Raw genomic sequence first — 23,009 nt, 5'->3', positions numbered from 1 at the left:
AGAAAATGAAATTACCAACGAGGTCAAGATATGGATTAAGAGCTTTGATTTATATTGCTAAAAATCAAAAAGAAGAAAATCCTGTAAGTGTTAGAAAGATAGCAGAAGCTGAGGAGATACCATTAAGGTATTTAGAAAGGATCATGAGGATCCTTTCTCAGAAGGGTTATGTTAGAGCAGAGGTAGGAGCTGAAGGAGGATATTATTTGAGCATGCTCCCTGAAAATATTAAGATTCTTGACGTGGTAGAAGCTCTTGAGGGTAGGATTAATCTTGTAGATTGTCTTCATGGGATAAAATGCAAAAGAATGGCTTATTGCCCTACAAGACCTTTATGGATGGAGATGACAAAAAGTTTAAAAGAAACCTTAGCAAAATACACCCTTGCTGACTTCTTAAGGGAAGAAGAAAAGATTAAATAAGAACTATACGTGGAATCTGATGTAAATCACGTCTCCATCCTGCACTATGTAATCTTTCTTTTCAATTCTTACTTTTCCTTCTTGATAGGCTTTTTTCCAATCCCCTATTTGGACAAGTTCATCCCATCTTATCACTTCAGCTCTTATAAAACCTCTAGCTATATCTGAATGGATAGTCCCTGCAGCCTCTAATGCGGTACTTCCTTTCTTGAGTTTCCATGCTCTGGCTTCCTTTTCTCCAGCTGTAAAAAAGGAGATCAGGTCATTATATTCAAAAATCTTATCAAGAACTTGGTTCCTTATGGGGTCTTTAAGGTTATAAATAGATAAATACTCTTTTACTTCATCTTCAGAAAGCTCCATTATTTCTTCCTCTAATTGGGCAGGAAATATAAAATAAATTTTGTTTTTAAGTTTGTTTTTAATTTCTTCTATAAATTTACTATCCTCTAATTGATTGTTAGAGACATTTATTACATAAAAAATGGGTTTTATGGAGATAAAGTTCCAAGAAGATATTATTTTTAATTCGTCTTCTCTAAGTTCAATTTCGTTTAAGGGTTTTTCCTCTAAAAGATTTTTCTGTATTTTTTCTAATACGCTTTTTTCTGCCATGTTAAGTTTTCTATTTTTTAACAGTCTTTCACATATTTCTAAATCTCTCAATATAATTTCATTTTGTTCATTATTCGTATAATTTTTTATATCCAAATCTTCTCTAAAGAGAGGTATTATATAAAAGAGTATCTCAGATTTTTGAATTCTTTCATAAAACTGAGGAGTAAGAGAGGAAAGCTTAGCATTTCCAGGAAGATCAATAAAGTCCATATTTATGAAATTAATAGATTTACTATTAAAGGTTTTCCAAAGTTGAATCAATCTATAGTCTTCCTTAGGAACAGCACATACATTAATATCGGAAAATTTAAGATGGGCTCTTCCCTTTGAGAGTACTTTTAAAAATGTGGTTTTTCCAGACTGGGACTCTCCTATAATTAGGTTTGCCATAGTTATATATCAAATACCACCTGTATCATCCATTTATCTTCTCTTTGTTCTATTTTTAAAAGATTATAGGTAACTGCTTTTATCTCTCTTGTTATCTCATGTTTTTTAGGGTCAAATCTTTCTCCATAACAATGACTTATAAGTTGATTGTGTCCAATAAGGGTTACATCAAACCTTCTAAATAAGAGTTTTTGTACTTCAAATACATAGAGAAGTTCGTTAAGCCAAGTGACTAAAAGAGATTCTAAATCTTCTCCGTCAACCTCAATATCAAAGCATTCCTTTTCTTGAATTTTTTCTAAGGGGCACATAAGGTCAAACATTGCTTCAGCAGCTGATTCAAAGGCTTTTTCCTTTGTTTCTCCATATACTATAATTCCTATATCTGCAGTATGATCTAAAAGTTCATAATTTTTCATGTTTCGTTTTCCACCAGATCCATACTAACTACACTATCATCCTCGTTGAGTTTTACCAACTTAACTCCTTGTGAATTTCTTGAAAGAATAGGAATGTTGTTTACTGGAATTCTTATAATCTGTCCTTTTTTCGTGCTTATTAGTATCTCATCATTTTCTGAGACATTTTTTACTCCTATAAGATCTCCAGTTTTTGATGTAATTTTAATTGCTCTTATTCCAATGCCACCTCTTTTTTGGGTTGAAAATTCCTGTGGATTAACTCTTTTTCCAATTCCATATTTGGTTACGAGTACTATCTGTTTAGATTCTTGAAGTATGACTCCTCCTATTACAGAGTCGTCTTTTCTCAACTTTATGCCTATAACTCCTTGGGCTACTCTACCCATGGGTCTTGTGTCTTTTTCATGGAACCTTATGGCATTGCCCTTTCGTGTAAATATAATTATTTCGTTATTTCCTGAGGTAAGGAATACATTTACAAGAAAATCTCCCTCTCCAATTTTTATAGCATATATTCCTGATTTTCTTACATTTTCAAATTCTTCTACAGGAGTTTTCTTGACGATTCCTTTTGATGTGATAAAAAAGAAGTAGAGATTTTTTGGAAGTTCACTAAGGGAGATTATTTCTGTTATTCTTTCTTCGTTCTCTATATTAAGATATTCTTTTATGGCTATTCCTTTACTCTGTCTTGAGGTTTCATCTAATTCATAGGTTTTTATAGAATAGACTTTACCTTTATTACTAAATAGGAATAATGTACTTCTTGTAGAAGTTACCACGAAAGACGTTATTACATCATCATTATTATTAGCAAGAGTATTTAGACCTTTTCCTCCTCTTCTTTGAAGCTGATATGTAGATAAAGGAAGTCTTTTAATATAACCGTCTTGAGTTATACATATCACTTCAGGATTGTCAGGCAGAATATCTTCAATAGTAATATCGCTTTTTTCTTCTTCCTCTATAGAAGTTTTTCTCTCATCAGCATATTTTTTCTTTATCTCCTTTAACTCTTCAGAAATAACGCGCCAAAGTTCTTTTTCGTCTTTTAATATTCTTTCAAGAATTGATATATTTTCCTTTATTTGCTTCATCTCTTCCATTAATCTTTCTTTTTCGAGTCTTGTAAGTTGATGTAATCTCATGTCAAGGATTGCTTGGGCTTGATTTTGGGTCAACTTAAATCTCAACATTAACTTCTCTTTCGCCTTTTCTGAGTTCTCTGCTTGCCGAATAATTGAGATTACCTCGTCAAGATGATCAAGGGCTATGAGTAAACCTTCTAATATGTGAGCTCTTGCCTTTGCTTTTTCTAAATCATATTTAGTTCTTCTTATAACTACATCTTTTCTATGTTCAAGGAATATAGTTAGTAGCTCTTTTAAATTAAAAATCTTTGGTTGTCCGTCCAATATGGCAAGCATTATAACTCCAAAGGTTGTTTGAAGTTGAGTATGCTTGTATAGTTGATTTATAACGATTTTAGGATCAGCATCTTTTTTAAGCTCAATAACGACTCTTATTCCGTGCCTGTCGGATTCGTCTCTTAAATCTTTTATTCCAGTTATTTTTTTCTCTTGAACTAATTCGGCTATCTGAGTGAGGAGATTTGATTTGTTCACCATGTACGGTATTTCTTTGATTATTATGTTTTTATCGCCTTTTTTAGTTTCCTCAATGACTAATTTTCCTCTTACTGTTAATTTTCCTTTACCTGTTAAATAACTTTCTCTAATTCCCTTAGTACCAATTATTATTCCCCCGGTAGGAAAATCAGGCCCTTTTATAAAATTGAGAAGCTCTTCTATTTCAGCTGTAGGTTTTTCAATAAGATATAAAAGGGCATCAATTAATTCTCCTAAATTGTGGGGAGGAATGTTTGTTGCCATTCCTACAGCAATTCCCGATGAACCATTCATAAGAAGTTGAGGGATTTTAGTAGGTAACACTACCGGTTCTCTTAAGGAATTATCATAATTAGGTACAAAATCAACTACATCTTTTTCGATATCTGCTATCAGCTCAGAGGCTATAGGAGATAGTCTAACCTCTGTATATCTCATTGCGGCAGGCTCATCTCCATCTATAGAGCCAAAGTTGCCATGACCATCTATAAGGGGATATCTAAAAGAGAAGTCTTGTGCCATTCTTACGAGAGCTTCATAAACTGCTGCATCTCCATGAGGATGATATCTGCCTAGTACATTACCTACTACATGAGCACTTTTTCTGTAAGGTCGATTATGAAGTATTCCCGATTCATACATGGAATAGATGATTCTTCTTTGAACTGGTTTTAAGCCGTCTCTTGCATCGGGTAGAGCTCTACCTACGATTACGCTCATGGCGTAATCAAGGTAAGAGTTTTCCATTTCTCTTTCTAAACCAACTAAGATAACTTTACTTTTCTCAGCCATATTTTTCCTTCTTGTTTAATCTTGGTTAAAAAATAAGCTAACGTCTTTTAATTTTAGCATAAATTTCAGGTTTGGTATAGATGTATAACCAATAAAGTTCCTTTTTGTATGCTGATCTTAGCTTGGTAATCAGTAAACACATTACTTATACCACGAGTAAGATTTCTGTAGAGAGGTTCATAATTCAAACTATATTTAAGTCCTTCTAAATAAATCCCTTCTACTATTTCTGATAGGGGAATAAGGGAGAGAATGTCCCCCTTATTCCCCCAGATGGTTTTCTCTTCTTCTCCTTTCATAATGTAAATCCTAAGTTTTCTATCAATAACATGTGGCTCTATATTCAAATCTTTTATTCTTTCAAGGAAAAATATATTGGCAAGTGTATGATCTATACGTCCTCCTAGAAGCCCTACGATGTATATGGAATTTGGATTAAATTTTACTGCTTCCCTTATAGCAAGTTCTAAATCAGTTTCATCTTTTTCAGTGGGATAAATTTTCCACTCAACTTGGTGTTTGGCAAGCCTTTTTTCAATATCTTCAGTGATTGAATCTAAATCTCCAACTATAATATTTGGAAAGATTCCAAGCCTTAATGCAATCTTAGTTCCTCCATTGGCACATATTACTTTATCTACTGGTAGGATTTCATCAAGATCAAAAGTAGTTATCTTAGTTTCTCCGTTTACAAAAATCAAGATTTTTTTAACTTCTTTATTCATTTTCTCTTAGCCTCTGCATAATTATTAAAACAAAAGGTAAACATACAAAGGTAGAGGGTACCACTACAAAAAGATTGTAGATGAGAGAATATATCCATGCTGGAGTTCCTGGAGGAGCGTATTCGGAGAAGAAAATTATTCCCGAAAGAAAATGAGCAAAAAGTCTTCCTAAGCCTCCAATGAAAACACCAAGTTCTATAGGTTCTTGAGTTTTTCTTATATAACCTCCATAAAGAAGGAGTAAAGTTCCTAAGATTCCTGCTATTATTAATACAATCCTTGAAACTGGATACCATTTGATTTTAAACTCTAAATCCTTAATATCTTCTTCTATTTTTGACTTTTCTTCCCCTGTAGCAGTTTGTAGTTTCGCTTTTAGCTCTTCTAAAGTTGTTTGAGTTTGTGGAAGTTCCGAAGATATATTTACTACAAAAAAGATTGTTCCCAGGAGAAAGAGTACAGCAATTATATAAGTAATAAATTTCGAAATTTTTAAGTTTTTTACTATGCCAGAAAGTCCAATTAAGCCAAAGGCTATAGGATAGTCGAGGAGATATTGGAGCCAATGTACCACATACATATCTTGCAAGGAATGAATCAATCCATAAGTAACTCCCACGAGTAAACCAGGAACGAATCCCCATCTTAGGGCAAAAATAAATAAAGGAAGCATTTGCAGGCTTATACTTCCTCCTTGAGGCATAGCTCCTATCCTTAAGTACCAGAGTAAAAGAGATAATGCAATACTTAAGGCACCTTCAGTAAGCATCCTTATAGATTTTCTTTCCATGTGAGCACCTCCCATAAAAAATTTAAGGCTCCCTGCCAGCCATAAGGAGGGAACCTTAAATTTTTTATCCCTTCCCTACGCTGGCATTACCCAGATCAGGTTCAAAGGGTCGGTAGCTCCTGCTACCCTCTCAGCCTCGGATCAGAGGCTCCCCCGGGAACCATCTTCAATTTTTGTGTATTATATCACATCTCTTTTATTTTTTCTCTGATGAGATTTTCCAAATAATTTATTCTTTTTTCAAGATTTTCTATTTTAGCATTCAATTCTTCTATTAACCTTAGTTCCGGATCAGGTATATTACCATGTTCTAACATCTCCTTAGGGGTTAATTTTTTTCCTTCCTGGGTTACAATTCTTCCTGGTACCCCAACCACAGTACAATTAGGTGGTACAGATTTTAATACTACAGAACCTGCTCCTATTCGGGTATTGTCTCCTATGGTTATAGGGCCTAAAACCTTTGCTCCAGCTCCTATAACCACGTTATTTCCTATAGTAGGATGCCTTTTTCCTTTTTCTTTACCTGTACCTCCAAGGGTAACTCCTTGGTAAATTAGTACGTTGTCACCTATCTCGGTGGTTTCGCCAATTACTACGCCCATACCGTGATCTATAAAAAATCCTTTGCCTATTTTGGCTCCTGGATGTATCTCTATTCCTGTTAAAAATCTATTTATGTGGGATATGAGCCTCGGAATTATAGGTATTTTCAATTTCCATAAGAAATGAGCAATACGATGCAAAAGAATGGCATGAAATCCAGGATAGCATAAGATTACCTCTAAGAAATTTCTTGCTGCTGGGTCTTTTTCAAAGACAGCTTTGTAATCCGCAATTATAGTTTCAATAATTTTTTTCATTACTTTTTCACCCCAATTTATACTTCTTTGGTATAAAAATAACATATAGTTTTAAAATTATCAATAGTATATCCACTTTTAAATCTTTGTTGTATAATAATAAAAAAAGCAATTTGAAATTAGCAAAAGCTGTGAAGGGGAAGAGTAACTATAAAACAGGATTACAGAGAGGTTAGTCTGAGGCTGAAAGCTAACTATCCTGTTTATAGTGAATGGGCCCCGGAGCTTCGAGGCGAAAGGTTTGAGTAGCCAAAGACGGTATTGCTCCCGTTATAGAGCAAAGAGTGGAGTCTTTTTAGACTCCATTAAGGTGGTACCGCGAGAGTAAGCCTTCTCGTCCTTTTCAGGATGAGAAGGCTTAAATTTTTATAGGGGAGGTACAATTATGTCAAAGGTCAAATTTATTCTTGACGAGTCTAAAATACCTAAGGATTGGTACAACATTATTCCTGATCTGCCTTTTCCTCTTCCCCCGGTCTATCATCCTGTGACCCTGCAACCAGTAAAACCTGAGGATCTTGCACCTATTTTTCCTGTGGAGCTTATAAAGCAGGAGGTGAGTACAGAGAGATATATTGAAATTCCCGAAGAAGTAAGGAAAATATACAAGTTATGGAGACCAACTCCTTTGTATAGGGCTCTTAATTTAGAGAAATATTTGGATACTCCAGCTCATATATATTATAAATACGAGGGAGTAAGCCCTCCTGGAAGCCATAAGCCAAATACTGCTGTAGCTCAGGCCTTTTATAACAAGCTTGAAGGGGTTAAGAGATTAACTACAGAGACTGGAGCAGGACAATGGGGCTCAGCTCTTGCTATGGCTTGTAATTTCTTTGGGTTAGAATGTAAAGTCTATATGGTTAAAGTAAGTTATTATCAAAAGCCATATAGAAGATCCTTGATGGAGATCTGGGGAGCTAAAGTAGTACCAAGTCCAAGTCCTGATACTGAGTCAGGGAGAAGGATATTAGAACAAGATCCTGACTCTCCGGGATCCTTAGGAGTTGCTATAAGTGAGGCAGTGGAAGATGCAGTTAAAAGGGATGATACAAAATATTCCCTTGGTAGTGTATTAAATCATGTCTTACTTCATCAAACTGTGATAGGAGAAGAGGCTTTATTACAAATGGAGATAGCAGGAGAGTTTCCTGATGTAGTTATAGGTTGTGTAGGAGGAGGAAGCAATTTTGCAGGTATTTCTTTTCCTTTTATAAGAGAAAAATTTAAAGGTAAAAAAATAAGAATTATTGCAGTTGAACCAGAATCATGTCCAAGTTTGACTAAGGGAGTTTATACCTATGATTATGGAGATGTAGCTAAGATGACTCCTCTTCTCAAAATGTATACCTTGGGGCATAATTTTATACCTCCTGCTATACATGCTGGAGGACTTCGTTATCATGGTATGGCTCCTTTGGTTAGTGCTTTATATCACCATGGGTACATAGAAGCTGTAGCTTATCCCCAGACAAAAGTATTTGAAGCAGGAGTGATCTTTGCAAAGACTGAGGGTATTGTACCTGCTCCAGAATCCACTCACGCTATTAGAGCTGTCATCGATGAGGCTTTAGATGCAAAAGAAAAAGGAGAAAAGAAAGTAATATTATTTAATTTGAGTGGACATGGATTCTTTGATTTGTCTGCTTATGATCAATATCTTTCTGGAAAACTTGAAGACTATTTCTATCCAAAAGATAAGGTTGAAGAGGCATTGAAAGAACTACCTAAGATCTAAAATCCAAAGTCGGGGAATGGGCTTTTAGCTTCCATTCCCCGATGAGTTTTATTTAGAGGGCACTTGAATTTTAGGGAAGAATATATTATAATTTTCTTCGATGGTTGGGCCCGTAGCTCAACGGCAGAGCAGCCGGCTCATAACCGGTTGGTTCTAGGTTCGAATCCTGGCGGGCCCACCAATTTTTTTATATAAAGAACTATTGTGGTGGGCGGATGGCTCAGAGGTTAGAGCGCCTGCTTCACACGCAGGAGGTCGCAGGTTCAAATCCTGCTCCGCCCACCAATTTTTTTACTCTTTTCTTTTCCTCCTTTATAGTCTAAAATAAACGAGGATCTTTATGTTCTTTTAGGAAGGGAGTTAGTATGAAGAGAGAGTTAATTCCAAAATTATTAGAAATACAAGATTTACAATTAAAATACCGAGAATCTGAAAAAAATTTAAAGGGGCTTCAAGCAGAATTTGATATCTTTAAGAATGAAAAATTAGGAGAAATAAAGTTGAAAGAAGAAAATCTAATCAATATTAGAGATCAGATTAAAAAGCTAAGAGATCAACAAAGGGAAAAAGAAGATCAGTTGGTTTTATTAAAAGAGAAGCTTACTAATGAAGAAAGGAGAATATTAATTTTAAAAAACCCTAAGGAAGTAATGCATATGGAGAAGGAGATAGAAAATTTAAAGAGTTTAATCTCAAAAATTGAGGACGAAATTTTGAATCTAATGATTGAGTTAGAAGAGAAAACAAAGACCGAGAAAGAATTGGAGAAAGCTTTTAATGAGTCTAAAATAGCCTTTGATAATAAAGTGAAGGAATATGAAGAAAAGATAAAAAATGTAGAGAATGAGATAGAGCTTTTACATATAGAAATTGAGGATAAAAGAAAGGAGATTCCTACTGATGATTTAGAGGAATTTGATAAATTGTCAAAACAAAAAAATTATAAACCTATAGCAAGGGTAAATAGAGATGTATGTGAAGGATGTAAGATAGCCATTCCTAAGGTAGTTCTTGAAAGGGTAAAGAGAAATGAAATTGTAAATTGCCCAAATTGTGGTAGAATTTTATGGGTGGAATGATATAACATGGAAGCAATTCTTCTTATAGTAGGGGCTTTGTTAATACTGTACCTTGGAGATAAGCTGATAAAATACTTTACAACGCCTAAATGTCCTAAATGCGGGAAAATTTTGCTCACAAGGTATAGACTATTAAAAGCTCCTACACCTTTTGAAGATGGAGTTGAAGAGAAAATTATGTATTGTGAATGTGGATATGAGAAAAGAGTTACCTATAATGTTCCTTATTGGAAGATCATTAGAAAAGAGGGTTTAAGAGGATTTGAGGTTGTACCTTGGACTAAATTATATGAGGAGGAAGAAGTAGATCAGGCAACCGCGGAATTGAGAGATTCCGAGGAAAGTCCGAACACCAAAGGGCAGGGTGCTGGGTAATACCCAGTCAGGGTGACCTGAAGGAAAGTGCCACAGAAAATAAACCGCCCAAGGTTTTTGCCTTGGGTAAGGGTGAAAAGGTGAGGTAAGAGCTCACCAGCAGGAAGGGTGACCTTCCTGGCTTGGCAAACCCCACCTGGTGCAAGGCCAAATAGGAGGGGTTGAGGTGGCCCGCCGACCCTCGGGTTGGCCGCTTGAGGCAAGAAGTAATTCTTGCCCTAGATAGATGGTTGCCGCCCCATATATATGGGGAACAGAATTCGGCTTATGATCTGCTTCTTCCTCCTCTTTTTTATTAAACAAAAATTAAACAAAAGTTAAATCATATTAATTTCTCTAACTCCAAATATAGACTAATCCTTATAAATCTCTTTTTTTTATTTGTTAAGTCTTATGCTATACTTGTGGTAAAAAGTGGTAAAAAGTGGTAAAAGATGGGGGAAAATTAATTGTTTGTTGGGGAGTATTATCACTCACTTGATGAAAAAGGAAGACTAATTGTTCCAAATAATTTTAGGCAACTTTTGGGGGAAACTTTTTATCTTACCCGGGGTTTTGAGAGGTGTTTGAATATCTATACTATTACTGATTGGAATAATTTTTCTGAAATTATTAGTAGTTTTTCTCCCACAGATGATTTAATGAGGAGACTCTGTAGGTTTTGGTTTTCTGGATCGGTACAGGTTACTACTGACAAATTAGGCAGAATACTTATTCCATCTTTTTTAATTGATTATGCTGAGCTTTATAAGGATGTAGTAATTATAGGGGCTGGAAGACATATAGAAATCTGGGCTAAAGAGAGATGGGAAGAGTTTAATAAGGAAGAGAATATTCTTGAGAGTATGAAAGAAATAAACGAAAAGGTGTCTGAATTATGGAAGAGATAGAAATCATTCATAAACCTGTAATGTTAAAAGAAGTTATTCATTATTTGAAACTTTCTCCAGGAAAAATAGTGGTAGATGCTACTTTAGGACTTGGTGGACACAGTAGTGAGATTTTAAGAGAGTTAAAAGGAGAAGGACTTCTTATAGGTATAGACAGAGACGAGGAAGTTCTTAATTTAGCAAGAGAAAGGCTAAGAAAAATAGCAAATAATTTCGTATTATTTAATACCACATATGACAAAGTTCAGGAGATATTAAAGGAATTGAAATTGTCGTTCATAGATGCAATTTTGTTTGATTTAGGTTTTTCCTCCTTTCATATAGAAAAAAGTGAAAGGGGCTTTTCCTTTATGCGACCTGAGGAGCCCTTAGATATGAGATATTCTAAGGATACTACTCTAACTGCAGCAGACATATTAAACAGTTTCAATGAATTAGAGCTTTCAAACCTCTTTTGGGAATATGGGGAGGAACCTCTTTCAAGAAAACTTGCAAAGAAAATAGTTGAGAGAAGAAAAGAGAAAAAATTTGTATACGTTAAGGATCTCTTAGAAGTAGTTGAGGAGGTCATACCTAAAAGAAAAAGGCATGAAGCAACAAAGGTTTTTCAAGCATTAAGAATTGTAGTGAATGACGAGGTAAATATTCTTAAAAGGGCTTTAGATCAGATTCCCTTTATTTTAGCACCAAGGGGAAGAATCGTGGTGCTAACTTACCATTCCATAGAGGATAGGGTAGTTAAAAACTTTTTTAAAAGTCATTCAGATAAGATTTTTCCTGTAAACAAAAAGGTAATAAGACCATCTGTTAATGAGATAAGAGAGAACAGGAGAGCAAGAAGTGCCAAATTAAGGGTGGGAGAAAGGAGGGAATAAATTTGAAGCAGTTTTTAAGTATCTTGTTCTTTTTTCTCCTTTTTTTAAGTACTGTTTTTTTAAATATCAAGGTCTCTGCACTACGAAGTGAAATTAAGAAAGTTATTAACGAGATTGATATTTTAGAGAAAGAGAAAACATATTTAGAAAACTATATTCAATCTAATTTAGATCTAAAGAAAATAGAAAAGAAGGCTTTAGAAATGGGACTTGTTTATCCTAAAAATGTGGTAGAATTTAGAATTTATAATGGAAGAATATCTGAAATAAATAAAGAAAAATATTATGCTTTGAGTTTAGAGAAATAGAAATGGATTGAATGAGTATATTAAGGGCAAGAATATTTTTCACATTTTGGATATTAATCTTGTTTTTTGTTGAAGGGTTTATTATTTATTCTCAGGTTTCTAAACCTGAGAATATAGTATTTATTCCTCCAAATTCGGAAAGAGGACTTATCTTTGATAGAAATGGGTATGAACTAACCTTTAATATAAAGAGAAAATCCTTGGCAGTAAATCCATCTATCCTTAATAATGCAGAAAGGAATAGAATCGCTACTTTATTGAGTAAGGAGTTAAATTTAGATAAAAAAGATGTTCTTAGTAAATTAAATTTAAAGGTAAGCTTTATTTGGATTAAAAGAATTCTTTCGGAGAAGGAATATGATAGGATAAAGAAGTATGTGGATGGAAGAAAGATTTTTGTAGTAGAAGAAAATTATAGATCCTATCCCTTAAAAATAGGGACTTCAAATTTACTGGGTTTTGTGGGAGTAGATTCTCAGGGATTATATGGGTTAGAGGCTTTTCTTGATAATTATTTAAACAAAGGTAAAAATATCTATCTTACTATAGATAAAAATCTTCAAGAAATTGTTTCTCTTTATCTTAGGGATTATGTTAAAGAATATGAGGCAAAAGGGGGCTTTGTTGGAATAATGGATCTTAATACAGGAGAGATTTTGGTCTTAGCCTCTCTTCCCGATATAGACACAAATGGAAGCTTAACAGAAATAATAAATAGTTCTCAGAATATAAAGTGTCCCATATATTCTCTTTATGAGCCTGGATCTTTATTTAAGATCATAACTGCGGGAATTGCTTTAGAAGAGAAATTAGTAGATCCATTAGAGACTGTTTATTGTAAAGGTGAAGAAATAAGTGACGGATATAAAGTTAAATGCACAGAACCCCATGGGATAGTTAATTTAGAAGAGGCTGTTGTTAAATCTTGTAATATATACTTTTATCACCTTGCAAAAAAAATTCCTTATTCGATTTGGAATAAGTATTTTGATTTGCTCGGTATAAATAATCCTGTTCCTATTGATGCTAAATTTGTGGATAGGGATGCTACAGTTGCGGATATTGAAAAAAGCTTAGTAAATAGGGGAACTATTGGATTTGGTCATGGTATTGCTATGAATCCTCTAAAGATGTTGTGGATTCTAAGCGTTTTTGGCAATGATGGAATTTTATTAAAACTAAGATTAATAAAGGGTATTGGAAAACCTTCTGAAGAAAGTCATAGAGAAATTTTCCGACAGGTTTTTTCAAAAGAAACCTCTGAAGAGGTACTAAAAATGATGAGGGAGGTTGTAAAGAAAGGTACAGCTAAGAATCTTTCAAGTTTAAAATATTATATTGCAGGTAAAACTGGTACTGCTCAAGTCTCTACATCTCAGGGATATATAGATATATACAATCATTTTTTTGTAGGCTATATCTTTTTAGGAGATAAAAAATATAGTATTCTAATTATGTTGGAAGAGCCTAAAAAAGGAAGATTTGCCGCAGAAACGGTAGTACCACTTTTTAGAGAAATAATTAAAAGATTGGCAATATATGGGAGGATGATAAATTGAGAAAATTAAAAGAAATAGTTGAATATGTGAGAGAGTATGTTATTGAAACTAGGGGATATTTAGATGGGAATATTACAGGAATAGCTACGGACTCAAGGAAGGTAAAAGAAGGGAATATCTTTTTTGCTCTTCCTGGCACGAGAGACGATGGAAGAAGGTACATAGGTGATGCTATATCAAAAGGAGCAAGAGCAGTATTTTTTGAGGGAGAGGTTGATAATTTTGAAAGAGACGTAGCCTTAATAAGAGTAAAAGAAATATTTGACGTGTTAAGTAAGGTCTCTTTGTACTTTTATAATTTTCCTTCTAAACACCTAAATATTGTGGGAGTTACAGGTACTAATGGAAAAACTACTACCACAAGCTTACTATACCATTATTGGAAAGGTAAGGGTTTAAAATCAGGCTTAATTGGGACTATTGATTATAGAATAGATGAAGAATCTTATCCTTCTAATTTCACCACTCCTCAACCTCAAGAGCTTCAAGAAATTTTAAGTAAAATGGTAAATAAAGGGGTAAAATTTTTAGCTATGGAAGTTTCTTCTCATGCTCTTTCTCTAAAGAGAATTGATGGGGTGTCTTTAAAGGCTGTTGTTTTTACTAATTTAACTCAAGATCATCTTGATTTTCACAAGACCATGGAAGATTATTTTCAAGCCAAATTAAAGATATTTGATCACCTTGAAGATGAGGGTTTTGCTGTAATAAATAGGGATAATGAATGGACTAAAAGGATAAATTTAGCCGATAAGAGAGTTCTATGGGCATCACTAGAAGAAGGGGACATATATTTAAAAAAATATGAAAATACTAACAGTGGTATGATACTTGAGATAGCGACTCCTTTGGGGGACACTGTAATTGACACCAAGTTGAGAGGGAAGTTTAATATTTATAACATTCTTTTTGCTGTGGGAGTACTAATTGGCTTAGGGGAACCTTTAGAAGACATTTCTAAGATTCTTTCTACTTTTAAAGGAGTAAAAGGAAGACTTGAGTTTATAAGAGAAGGACAAAATTTCAATGTTATTGTAGATTATGCTCATACCCCCGATGGACTTTATAATGTCTTACAAACGATAAAAGAATTTACTAAGGGGAGGGTAATAGTAGTTTTTGGGTGTGGTGGAGATAGAGATCCTACAAAAAGAGGTAAAATGGGAGAAATATCTGCAAAGCTTGCAGATGTGGTTATAGTTACCTCTGATAATCCAAGAACTGAAGATCCTATGAAAATCATAAGAGAAATTGAAAAAGGCATTAAGAGAGTAGGAAGATTAGATTACTTTGTGATTGAAAATAGAGAAGAAGCAATCAAAAAGGCTATCGAGATAGCAAAAGAAGATGACTCGGTTTTAATAGCGGGTAAAGGGCATGAAGATTATCAAATAATTGGAACTATAAAGATTCCTTTCAGTGATCAGGAAATAGCAAGAAAATATATATTGGAGAGATTAAATAATGAAGCTTGATCTGACAGTAGAAGATATATTAGAAGCTACTAATGGGGTTTTGATAAAAGGGGATATTAGAGAAAAGGTAGATTCTATAAGTACTGATACGCGTAATATTAATGAAGATGAAGTGTTTATTGCATTAAAAGGTGAGAAATTCGATGGTCATGATTTTGTGAAAGATGCCATATTAAAGGGTGTAAAGGGCATAATAATAAGTCGTGAAATCGCTGTAGAAGGGAACATTTTTGTAATTAGAGTTCAGGATACTTTAAAAGCATTGCAGGATATTGCTAACTATTATAGAAGAAAATTGAAGACTAAAGTTATTGGCGTTACAGGTAGCTCAGGAAAAACTACTACTAAGAATTTAATTGGAAAGCTTTTAAGTATAGTTGGCAAAACTTATGTGAGTAGAGAGAATTTCAATAATGAAATTGGTGTTCCTTTAAGCATTTTAGACGCAGAAGAAGATGTAGATTTTTTAGTATTGGAAATGGCGATGAGGAATAAAGGAGAGATAAGTCTACTGAGTAAGATCGCGGAGCCTGATATTGGTGTAATAACTAACATTGGATGGGCTCATATAGGAAGACTTGGGTCAAGGGAAGCAATTATGGAAGCAAAGGCAGAAATTTTTGAGCATATAAAGCAGGATGGTGTTGCTATTTTGAATAACGACGATCCTTTTTCCATGAGGATTTACGAAAAATTGAAGATTAAGAAATATACTTTTGGTTTTGATGAAAGAAGTGATCTTAGAGGGGAGATAGTGGAAAAAAATGAAGAAAATTATCTCTTGAAAATTAACTTTCCGGATGGAAAGGATATAAAACTTTCCTTGCCGATTTATCCTCTTAACATATATAGAAATCTCCTTTTGAGCTTATTAGTTCTGTGGGTTATTTCTCCAGAAAGTGTGTATAGTTTAGAAAAAGATTTTTATTTTGATTTACCTAAGCAAAGGCTTAATTTGAAAAGAAAAGAAAATGGTTTAGTAATTATTGATGACACCTATAACGCTAACCCTGACTCTATGAGAACTGCTATTGAGTATCTTGATCTTCTAAAGAGTTCAGGAAGAAAGATTGTACTTCTTGGAGACATGCTGGAGCTTGGAGATCATAGCATTGATGGGCATAGAGAGGTAATAGAGGAGGTTTTTAAGAGAAATATAGATATGGCTATATTTTATGGTCCAGAAATGAGAAAAGCTTTAGACACATATCAGAATCTTGACAAGAAAAGGATATATTGGTCTAAAGATCCTGAGGAAATTAAAAGTATTCTTAAAAATTCTCTTTGTGCTGGGGATACTATTCTTGTAAAGGGGTCTCGAGCAATGTATATGGAAAATTTTGTCAAATTTTTGGAGGATGAGTTATGAATATCATACTTTTTACTAGTCTTGTAGCATTTTTTGTTTTTTTATTAATTCTCAAGTATTGGATTAATTTTCAAAAAAGTAAAGGCATTGGTAAATACATTAGAAAAGAGGGACCATCATCTCATTTTCAAAAATCAGGAACTCCTGTTATGGGAGGAATAATATTTTTGATAGTTTCTATTCCTTTTCTATTTTTTAAAGAGACTTTTTTTCCGTCTCTTTCTACTATCTTATTTGGACTATTAGGACTTCTTGATGATTTTAAACTTATGGTAAATAAAGATTATGGTATAAGACCTTTAAGAAAGATCTTTCTCTCGTTCATAATAACTCTTCTTCTTTACATATTTTCATTCCACGATTATAAGATTTATTGGGGATCTAAGCTTATTATAAGCTCAAGGATTTTTTATGTAATTCTCTTTTTTGTTGTTTTCATCGCAGTACCTAATGCTATTAACTTAACCGATGGTCTTGATGGACTTGCGGGAGGTACTTCTCTTATAACTCTGTTTTTCTTTCTTATTTATAATTTTCAATTTAATAATGAGCTTACTCTTGAAATATCTTTAATGATAACAGCACTTATTGCCTTTTTGTGGTTTAATTCTCATCCTGCAGAGATATTTATGGGAGATGTAGGTGCCTTTGCTTTAGGAGGATTTATTGCGTCTCTATCGATCATTAATAAGGTTGAGTTATTGCTTGTGTTTTTGGGGGGTATATTTTTAATTGAATCATTATCTGTTTTTATCCAAGTCTTTTTTTACAAATGGAAGAAAAGGAGAGTTTTCTTGATGAGCCCTCTTCATCATCATTTTGAGCTAAAGGGTTGGAAAGAAACAAAAGTTGTTTGGAGATTTTATATTATTCATCTAATTATGATGATTGGGGGAATAATTTTATGGAATTTGACTTAAAAGGAAAAAGGGTATTGGTGCTTGGACTTGGAGAAAGCGGGATAAGTACAACAAAATTTCTAAAAGAAGAAGGAGCAAAAGTTATAGTAAATGATTATAAAGAAGAGGAAGACTTTAAGAACTTATTAGATTTCTTCAGAAATAATGATATATTATATATATTTGGGGGGCATCCTATAGAAATACTAAGGAATATAGACCTTGTTGTAATAAGTCCAGGAATTCCTAAAACAAATCCCATATATATCGAGGCTAAAAAAAGGGATATAAAAGTTATAAGTGAAATTGAACTTGCATATTGGTATGCTAAAGTGCCCATAATAGCTATAACAGGGACTAAGGGAAAATCCACTACTACCACTTTAATTGGTGAGATTTTAAAGAATGCAGGAATACCTAATATAGTAGCTGGGAACATTGGTTTACCTTTTATTAGTGTTGTAAAAGACTTAAAGGAAGGATATTTTGTTCTTGAGGTAAGTAGTTTTCAATTGGAGGATATTGAAAAATTTAGACCTTTTATATCTTTATTTATTAATATTTATCCTGATCACTTAGACAGGTATTCAAGCATGGATGAGTATATGTTAGCAAAATCAAGAATTTTTATGAACCAAAAAGAAGAGGACTATGCAATTCTGAGTTATGATCAGGAAGAAATAATTAATTTAGCAAAACCTTACAAAGTTAAAAAATTATTTTTTGGATTTAAAAAGCATGAAAATGATGGAATATTTTATGATGAGAGTAGAAATAAAGTGTTTTATAAATTATCTGAAAGATATGGTTCATTAACTATTCCAAAAGGTATTTGGAACAGAATACTGATTAGCAACTTTATGGCTTCTGCCTTAGTAGGACTATTATTAGGAGTAGAAGAAAGGGTTATTGAGAAAACAGGAGAAGATTTTCAAGGTATACCTTTTGCTCTTCAGAGAATTGGAGAGCTCAACGGAAGAGTTTTCGTAAATGATTCAAAGGCAACAAATCCTGTGTCTACAAGTTCAGCAATTAATAGTATAAATTCTCCTATCATACTTATTCTTGGAGGAAGAAATAAAAATTTTGATTTTCATGAACTTTTTGAGAATATAAAAAAGAGTAAAGTAAGGAGAGTAGTGTTAATTGGAGAGACGAAAGAAATCATGAGGGAGCTTTCTGAGGAGTATGAAATTCCTTATGTGATTGCAGATTCTCTTGAGGATGCTGTAAGGAGAGCTTACGAAGTGTCGGAGCCTGGAGACGTAATACTGCTCTCTCCAGCTTGTGCTAGTTTTGATATGTTTAGAAATTATAAAGAAAGAGGAAAAATTTTTAATGATGTTTTTGAGAGAATGAAAAATGAAAAAGTATGATAAGTTAATATTTATTTTAGCTTTGATTTTATCATTACTTAGTCTTCCCATTATTCACACTGCGAGTTGGAGATGGGCAAGTTTAACTTTAAATAATTCTTCTTATTTTTTCCAACATCAACTTATTTATCTACCTCTTGCTATTGGAATATCTTTTATTGTAAGTGCTTTTTCTTTAGATTTTTGGCGCAAAAACTCTCTTTTACTTTTGCTTATTTCTCTCTTTTTACTCATATTAGTTTTTATACCTCCTTTTGGAAAAGTTTCAAGAAATGTGGCAAGGTGGATTGAAATAGGTCCTATTCAAATACAACCTGTAGAAGTCTTGAGATTTTCATGGATAATATTTCTAGCAAGCTTTTTATCTTCAAATAGTGAAAAAAAGAGAATTGATGGTGCAAGATTTTTATGGATTATTCTCTTTCTTCTTTTAATATCCATTGTCCTTTACTTTCAACCTAACATGAGCATGATAGTTCTTTTCTTCCTATCCACCTTTGTAATACTATTTGTTTCAAAAATGAATTTTAAACAGGTTTTAGTTATGTTGTTAATAATATCCTTGGTATTTAGCTTTGGAATATTAACAGGAGAATATAGGAAGGAAAGATTAGTGTTAAATAAAGGCATTCCCTTTTTCAAAACTTTTCAACAGGAGCAAGCTCTAAAAGCCATAAAAGATGGCGGAATTTTCGGCAAAGGATGGGGAAGGGGTGTATTGAAATTTTATATCCCCGAGGCTTATAATGATTTTCTATTGCCTGTGATTTATGAAGAAGGAGGTTTAATGGCGGGTACAGTGATCTTGATGCTGTATTTTTTTCTTATGTTAACCTTATTCAATTTATCAATAAAAGCATCAAAGACCGATGTTTTTTCTGGACTTTTAAGCATGGGGGTTTTAGTTTATTGGTGTGTAGAGATAATCTTGAATATATTAATGAACTTGGGTTTTCTACCTGTAATGGGACTTCCATTACCTTTTTTAAGTTTTGGAGGATCTTCCATGATGGTTAATTGGGCACAGGTTGGACTTCTCATGAAAATTGCAATTTTGGGTGATAAAAAATGATAAATATTTTGTTTGTAGCAGGTGGTACTGGGGGGCATGTGATCCCTGCTTTAAACATGGCTGACTATATATCTGAGAGGGCTCCTCATTGGAAAATAAGTTTTATAGGTAGGAAAAACAGTTTTGAAGAAAAGTTAATAGCAGGAAAATATGATTTCTACGGGTTAGACATTATAAAGAGTTCAGATATTAAAAAACTAAGTTATTACCTGAGTATAAAAGATGCTTTAAAGATATTAGGAGAATTAGAACCTGATATTTTAGTTGTGTTTGGAAGTTACATTACAGTTCCTATAATTGTTGCTTCTATTATTAAAAAACTTCCTTTCTTTTTACACGAACAAAATGTGATTCCAGGAAGGGTAACAAAACTCTTCTACAGATTTTCTCAAGGGGTTGCTGTTTCTTTTCCTGAAACAAGGGAGTATTTTAAAGATAAAGATAAAATTTATCTTACTGGGAATTTTGTAAGGACAGAATTATTGACAATGGATAAAGCAAGTTGTAAAAAGGAATTAGGCTTTGATGAAAATCGCAAGCTTCTTCTTATAACTGGAGGAAGTCAGGGGTCAATGAAGATAAATTACGAGGTTAAAAAGATTATACCTTATTTATTAAATAATGGGTGGCAAATTCTCCATCAGATAGGAGAAAAAAACTATGTAAGTTATATAGAAGGAATACCCATAGAGGAATGGGCGAAAGAGGGTTATAATCCTGTGCCTTTTATTAAAAATATGGAACTTGCTATATGTGGGGCAGATTTTGCCATAAGTAGAGCGGGAGCAACTACTATTGCTCAATTCTTGATAGCCGGACTTCCTGCTATATATATTCCCTATCCTTATGCTAAGGATAACCATCAGATATATAATGCTGAGGTGGTAGTCAAAGTAGGTGGAGGGGAGTTACTCTTAGAAAATCAATTAAATTCTGAGAAACTAATTACTCTTTTGGATAAATGGGATAATAAGGATAGACTTGCTAAAGCATCCGAAGCATGTAGAAAAATATCTATTGCTAATGGAAGAGAAAATTTTTGGAATCTTATTTTGGAGAAGTTAGAAGGGAGGAATTGATTTGTTAAATGCTAAAAGGATCCATTTTATTGGTATTGCGGGAACTGGAATGAGTGCTTTAGCATATATATGCGTAGAAAGAGGGTATGAAGTTTCTGGGTCTGATATTCAAGAAAATATTTCTACTATAAGACTTAAATCTAAAGGAGTAAAGATCTATAAAGGGCATAATCCTGAAAATGTGAATAATGTGGATTTAGTAGTTATATCTTCTGCTATTCCTCCCGATAATGAGGAATATGTTTATGCTAAGGAGAGAAATATTCCTATACTTCATAGGAGTGATCTTCTTGCCGACTTGACAAAAGAGAAGAAATCAATAATTGTAGGGGGAGCTCATGGAAAGACTACAACAACCTCTATGATTGCTTTAGTACTTGAGAATAATAAAATAGACCCTACTATATTGGTAGGTGGGGAACTTGAAGATATAGGAGGTAATGCAAAACTTGGAAATGGAGAATATTTAGTGGCTGAAGGAGACGAAAGTGATGGCTCTATTTTAAAATTAGATCCTTATATCCTTGTAATTACCAATATAGATAATGACCATCTTGACTATTATAAGAGCTTGGAAAAAATCAAAGATACATTCTTGAAAGTAATAGAAAAGGTGCCTAAGGGTGGTTTTGCAGTTTTAAATTTAGACTGTGAAAATGTCAGAGATATAATTAGAAAAATTAAAAATAAAGAATATTACACTTATGGTTTTTCTAACGCTGATTTTAAAGCAGATAATATAGTCCTCAACCTCTCCGGGTCAGAATTTGATGTTTATTTTAGAAATGAGAAATTAGGAAGGGTAAAGTTAAGAGTGCCAGGAAAGCATAACATATTAAATTCTCTTTCTGCTATTGCGGTATCAAAGATTTTGGGTTTAGATTTTGAGACAACCACCAAAGCTCTTGAAAGATTTCAAGGAGTGCAAAGGAGAATTCAGCTTAAGGGGATTATTGAAGATGATATTTTAGTCTTTGATGATTATGGACATCATCCTACAGAAATAAAGGCTACCTTAGAAACATTGCGACTTTATAATAGAAGGTTAGTGGTAGTTTTTCAGCCTCATAGATATACAAGGACGTATTTCTTAAGCAAAGAGATTGCTGAGGCTTTATCCTTAGGTGATGTGATTATTTTGACTGAGATATATTCTGCAGGAGAAAAACCTATTCCTGGTGTTAGTAGTAAAAATATTTATGATGAGATAAGAGAAAAATATCCTAACCTCGAGGTGTATCTTGTGGATAATATTATTGAGGCAGCATCTAAAGCAAAAAGTATTTTGAAAAAAGGTGATTTATTACTTACTCTTGGGGCTGGAAATGTATGGAAAGTGGGGGAAGCTTTACTTGCTCGGGGTAGAAAAGATGCTAATTTGGAATATTCTCAATAAATATAATTTTAAATCCAAAATCTATAAAGATGTGAATTTATCTCATTATACCTCTTTTAAGATTGGGGGAAAAGTAGACTTATTCATTATTCCATATTCTTGGGAAGAACTTATCTTAATTCTTCAAATTCTTAAAGAGAATAATATCCCAACAAAAGTAATGGGACAAGGTACTAATATTCTTGCACCTGATGAAGGGATTAAAGGAGCAGTAATTAGATTGAATCAGAACCTGGGGAAAATCAATTTTGTAGATAATAGCCATCTGGAAGTAGAATCGGGATGCTTAATCTCTAAATTAATCTCTTTTATGGTTGAAAAAAATATGGGTGGGCTTGAATTTATGATGGGTATTCCTGGAACTATAGGAGGAGCGGTGATGGGCAATGCTGGAGCCTTTAGAAAAGCTATAGGTGATTTTGTAGAGGGAGTCTATGTTTTAAATGAACATTTTGAGGAAATGTTTTTGGGCAAAAAAGAACTTAATTTTAATTATAGAAGCTCAAACATTCCAAAAGACTGGATTATTAAAAAAGTGCTGTTAAGATTAGAGGAAAAACCTAAGGAAGAATCTTTAAAAGAGATTAAGTTTTTTATAAAGGAAAGAAGTAAAAAGCTTCCTAAATATCCGTCTGCTGGGAGTGTATTTAAAAATCCTAAGGAAGGACCTGCAGGATATTTTATTGATAACTTAGGTTTTAGAGGCTTTAGGATTGGAGATGCTATGGTTTCTTATGAGCATGCAAACACTATAATAAATGTTGGCAGGGCAAGAAGTAAGGATGTTTTAGAGATTATAAATATTATAAAAGACAAAGTGAAGGAGGCCTATGGTATAGATTTGGAGCCAGAGATTATTATTTGGTAAC

Annotated in this window: 21 protein-coding genes, 2 tRNA genes, 1 other RNA gene, 1 riboswitch and 1 other annotated feature; of the genes, 18 read left to right on the top strand and 6 right to left on the bottom strand. The window is 33.4% G+C overall.

Features of this window, described 5'->3' with window-relative positions:
• The first annotated feature begins 5 nt into the window (after nt 1-5).
• A complete protein-coding gene (locus DTUR_RS06545) occupies nt 6-422 on the top strand; it encodes an RrF2 family transcriptional regulator (RefSeq protein WP_012583626.1) in 417 nt (138 codons plus the stop codon).
• Between the two features lie 3 nt (nt 423-425).
• Here DTUR_RS06545 and DTUR_RS06540 read toward each other — a convergent pair whose 3' ends face one another.
• The 6 genes from DTUR_RS06540 to cysE form a co-directional block, all read right to left on the bottom strand.
• Nucleotides 426-1,430, bottom strand: coding sequence for a DUF933 domain-containing protein (locus tag DTUR_RS06540; RefSeq protein WP_012583625.1), 1,005 nt, complete (start codon nt 1,428-1,430; stop codon nt 426-428).
• Between the two features lie 2 nt (nt 1,431-1,432).
• The gene (locus DTUR_RS06535; RefSeq protein ID WP_012583624.1) at nt 1,433-1,849 is read right to left on the bottom strand and encodes an archease; all 417 of its coding nucleotides are present in this window, start codon (nt 1,847-1,849) and stop codon (nt 1,433-1,435) included.
• The gene (gene gyrA, locus DTUR_RS06530; RefSeq protein WP_012583623.1) at nt 1,846-4,272 is read right to left on the bottom strand and encodes a DNA gyrase subunit A; all 2,427 of its coding nucleotides are present in this window, start codon (nt 4,270-4,272) and stop codon (nt 1,846-1,848) included. Before gyrA ends, DTUR_RS06535 begins: the two co-directional genes overlap by 4 nt.
• Before the next feature lie 65 nt (nt 4,273-4,337).
• The gene (locus tag DTUR_RS06525) at nt 4,338-4,997 is read right to left on the bottom strand and encodes a thiamine diphosphokinase (protein WP_012583622.1); all 660 of its coding nucleotides are present in this window, start codon (nt 4,995-4,997) and stop codon (nt 4,338-4,340) included.
• On the bottom strand, nt 4,990-5,787 hold the full coding sequence (locus DTUR_RS06520; RefSeq protein ID WP_012583621.1) for an energy-coupled thiamine transporter ThiT: 798 nt from the start codon (nt 5,785-5,787) through the stop codon (nt 4,990-4,992). Before DTUR_RS06520 ends, DTUR_RS06525 begins: the two co-directional genes overlap by 8 nt.
• Before the next feature lie 55 nt (nt 5,788-5,842).
• Nucleotides 5,843-5,952: riboswitch (TPP riboswitch) on the bottom strand.
• Between the two features lie 20 nt (nt 5,953-5,972).
• Nucleotides 5,973-6,641: a serine O-acetyltransferase gene (gene cysE / locus DTUR_RS06515; RefSeq protein WP_164931090.1), complete on the bottom strand. Its 669-nt coding sequence runs from the start codon at nt 6,639-6,641 to the stop codon at nt 5,973-5,975.
• A gap of 131 nt (nt 6,642-6,772) precedes the next feature.
• Nucleotides 6,773-6,995 (top strand) — a binding site (T-box leader).
• Nucleotides 6,996-7,035: 40 nt separating this feature from the next.
• Between cysE and DTUR_RS06510 the strand changes: the two genes are divergently transcribed.
• The 17 genes from DTUR_RS06510 to murB all read left to right on the top strand — a co-directional run bounded on the left by DTUR_RS06510 (nt 7,036) and on the right by murB (nt 23,008).
• Nucleotides 7,036-8,388: a TrpB-like pyridoxal phosphate-dependent enzyme gene (locus DTUR_RS06510; protein ID WP_012583619.1), complete on the top strand. Its 1,353-nt coding sequence runs from the start codon at nt 7,036-7,038 to the stop codon at nt 8,386-8,388.
• A gap of 106 nt (nt 8,389-8,494) precedes the next feature.
• A tRNA-Ile gene (locus DTUR_RS06505) sits at nt 8,495-8,569 on the top strand.
• 28 nt (nt 8,570-8,597) lie between these two features.
• A tRNA-Val gene (locus tag DTUR_RS06500) sits at nt 8,598-8,673 on the top strand.
• 80 nt (nt 8,674-8,753) lie between these two features.
• A complete protein-coding gene (locus tag DTUR_RS06495) occupies nt 8,754-9,467 on the top strand; it encodes a zinc ribbon domain-containing protein (RefSeq protein WP_012583618.1) in 714 nt (237 codons plus the stop codon).
• A 300-nt stretch (nt 9,468-9,767) separates the two neighbouring features.
• An RNA gene (rnpB, locus tag DTUR_RS06485) (RNase P RNA component class A) lies at nt 9,768-10,125 on the top strand.
• A gap of 166 nt (nt 10,126-10,291) precedes the next feature.
• The gene (gene mraZ / locus DTUR_RS06480; RefSeq protein ID WP_012583616.1) at nt 10,292-10,732 is read left to right on the top strand and encodes a division/cell wall cluster transcriptional repressor MraZ; all 441 of its coding nucleotides are present in this window, start codon (nt 10,292-10,294) and stop codon (nt 10,730-10,732) included.
• On the top strand, nt 10,720-11,607 hold the full coding sequence (gene rsmH / locus DTUR_RS06475) for a 16S rRNA (cytosine(1402)-N(4))-methyltransferase RsmH (protein ID WP_012583615.1): 888 nt from the start codon (nt 10,720-10,722) through the stop codon (nt 11,605-11,607). The genes mraZ and rsmH overlap by 13 nt, the downstream gene beginning before the upstream one ends.
• Before the next feature lie 2 nt (nt 11,608-11,609).
• A complete protein-coding gene (locus tag DTUR_RS06470; RefSeq protein ID WP_012583614.1) occupies nt 11,610-11,915 on the top strand; it encodes a hypothetical protein in 306 nt (101 codons plus the stop codon).
• 11 nt (nt 11,916-11,926) lie between these two features.
• Nucleotides 11,927-13,474: a peptidoglycan D,D-transpeptidase FtsI family protein gene (locus DTUR_RS06465; RefSeq protein WP_012583613.1), complete on the top strand. Its 1,548-nt coding sequence runs from the start codon at nt 11,927-11,929 to the stop codon at nt 13,472-13,474.
• Complete coding sequence (locus DTUR_RS06460; protein WP_012583612.1) at nt 13,471-14,949, top strand: UDP-N-acetylmuramoyl-L-alanyl-D-glutamate--2,6-diaminopimelate ligase; 1,479 nt, start codon at nt 13,471-13,473, stop codon at nt 14,947-14,949. Before DTUR_RS06465 ends, DTUR_RS06460 begins: the two co-directional genes overlap by 4 nt.
• The gene (locus tag DTUR_RS06455; RefSeq protein ID WP_012583611.1) at nt 14,939-16,318 is read left to right on the top strand and encodes a UDP-N-acetylmuramoyl-tripeptide--D-alanyl-D-alanine ligase; all 1,380 of its coding nucleotides are present in this window, start codon (nt 14,939-14,941) and stop codon (nt 16,316-16,318) included. The genes DTUR_RS06460 and DTUR_RS06455 overlap by 11 nt, the downstream gene beginning before the upstream one ends.
• Nucleotides 16,315-17,238: a phospho-N-acetylmuramoyl-pentapeptide-transferase gene (gene mraY, locus DTUR_RS06450; RefSeq protein WP_012583610.1), complete on the top strand. Its 924-nt coding sequence runs from the start codon at nt 16,315-16,317 to the stop codon at nt 17,236-17,238. Before DTUR_RS06455 ends, mraY begins: the two co-directional genes overlap by 4 nt.
• Nucleotides 17,223-18,593: a UDP-N-acetylmuramoyl-L-alanine--D-glutamate ligase gene (gene murD, locus DTUR_RS06445; RefSeq protein ID WP_012583609.1), complete on the top strand. Its 1,371-nt coding sequence runs from the start codon at nt 17,223-17,225 to the stop codon at nt 18,591-18,593. The genes mraY and murD overlap by 16 nt, the downstream gene beginning before the upstream one ends.
• Nucleotides 18,580-19,665 (top strand): FtsW/RodA/SpoVE family cell cycle protein, encoded by a 1,086-nt coding sequence (locus tag DTUR_RS06440; protein ID WP_012583608.1) that lies wholly within the window; start codon nt 18,580-18,582, stop codon nt 19,663-19,665. Before murD ends, DTUR_RS06440 begins: the two co-directional genes overlap by 14 nt.
• Entirely contained in the window at nt 19,662-20,744 is a 1,083-nt protein-coding gene (locus DTUR_RS06435) for a UDP-N-acetylglucosamine--N-acetylmuramyl-(pentapeptide) pyrophosphoryl-undecaprenol N-acetylglucosamine transferase (protein ID WP_012583607.1), read from the top strand. Before DTUR_RS06440 ends, DTUR_RS06435 begins: the two co-directional genes overlap by 4 nt.
• Before the next feature lies 1 nt (nt 20,745).
• Nucleotides 20,746-22,140: a UDP-N-acetylmuramate--L-alanine ligase gene (gene murC / locus DTUR_RS06430; protein ID WP_012583606.1), complete on the top strand. Its 1,395-nt coding sequence runs from the start codon at nt 20,746-20,748 to the stop codon at nt 22,138-22,140.
• Complete coding sequence (gene murB / locus DTUR_RS06425; protein ID WP_012583605.1) at nt 22,115-23,008, top strand: UDP-N-acetylmuramate dehydrogenase; 894 nt, start codon at nt 22,115-22,117, stop codon at nt 23,006-23,008. Before murC ends, murB begins: the two co-directional genes overlap by 26 nt.
• The last annotated feature ends 1 nt before the right edge of the window (nt 23,009 follow it).

The organism is Dictyoglomus turgidum DSM 6724, from assembly GCF_000021645.1.
Classification (GTDB): Bacteria; Dictyoglomota; Dictyoglomia; order Dictyoglomales; family Dictyoglomaceae; genus Dictyoglomus; species Dictyoglomus turgidum.
The sequence above is the reverse complement of the archived record's forward strand: the minus strand, read 5'-3'. Positions and strand labels throughout refer to the sequence as shown.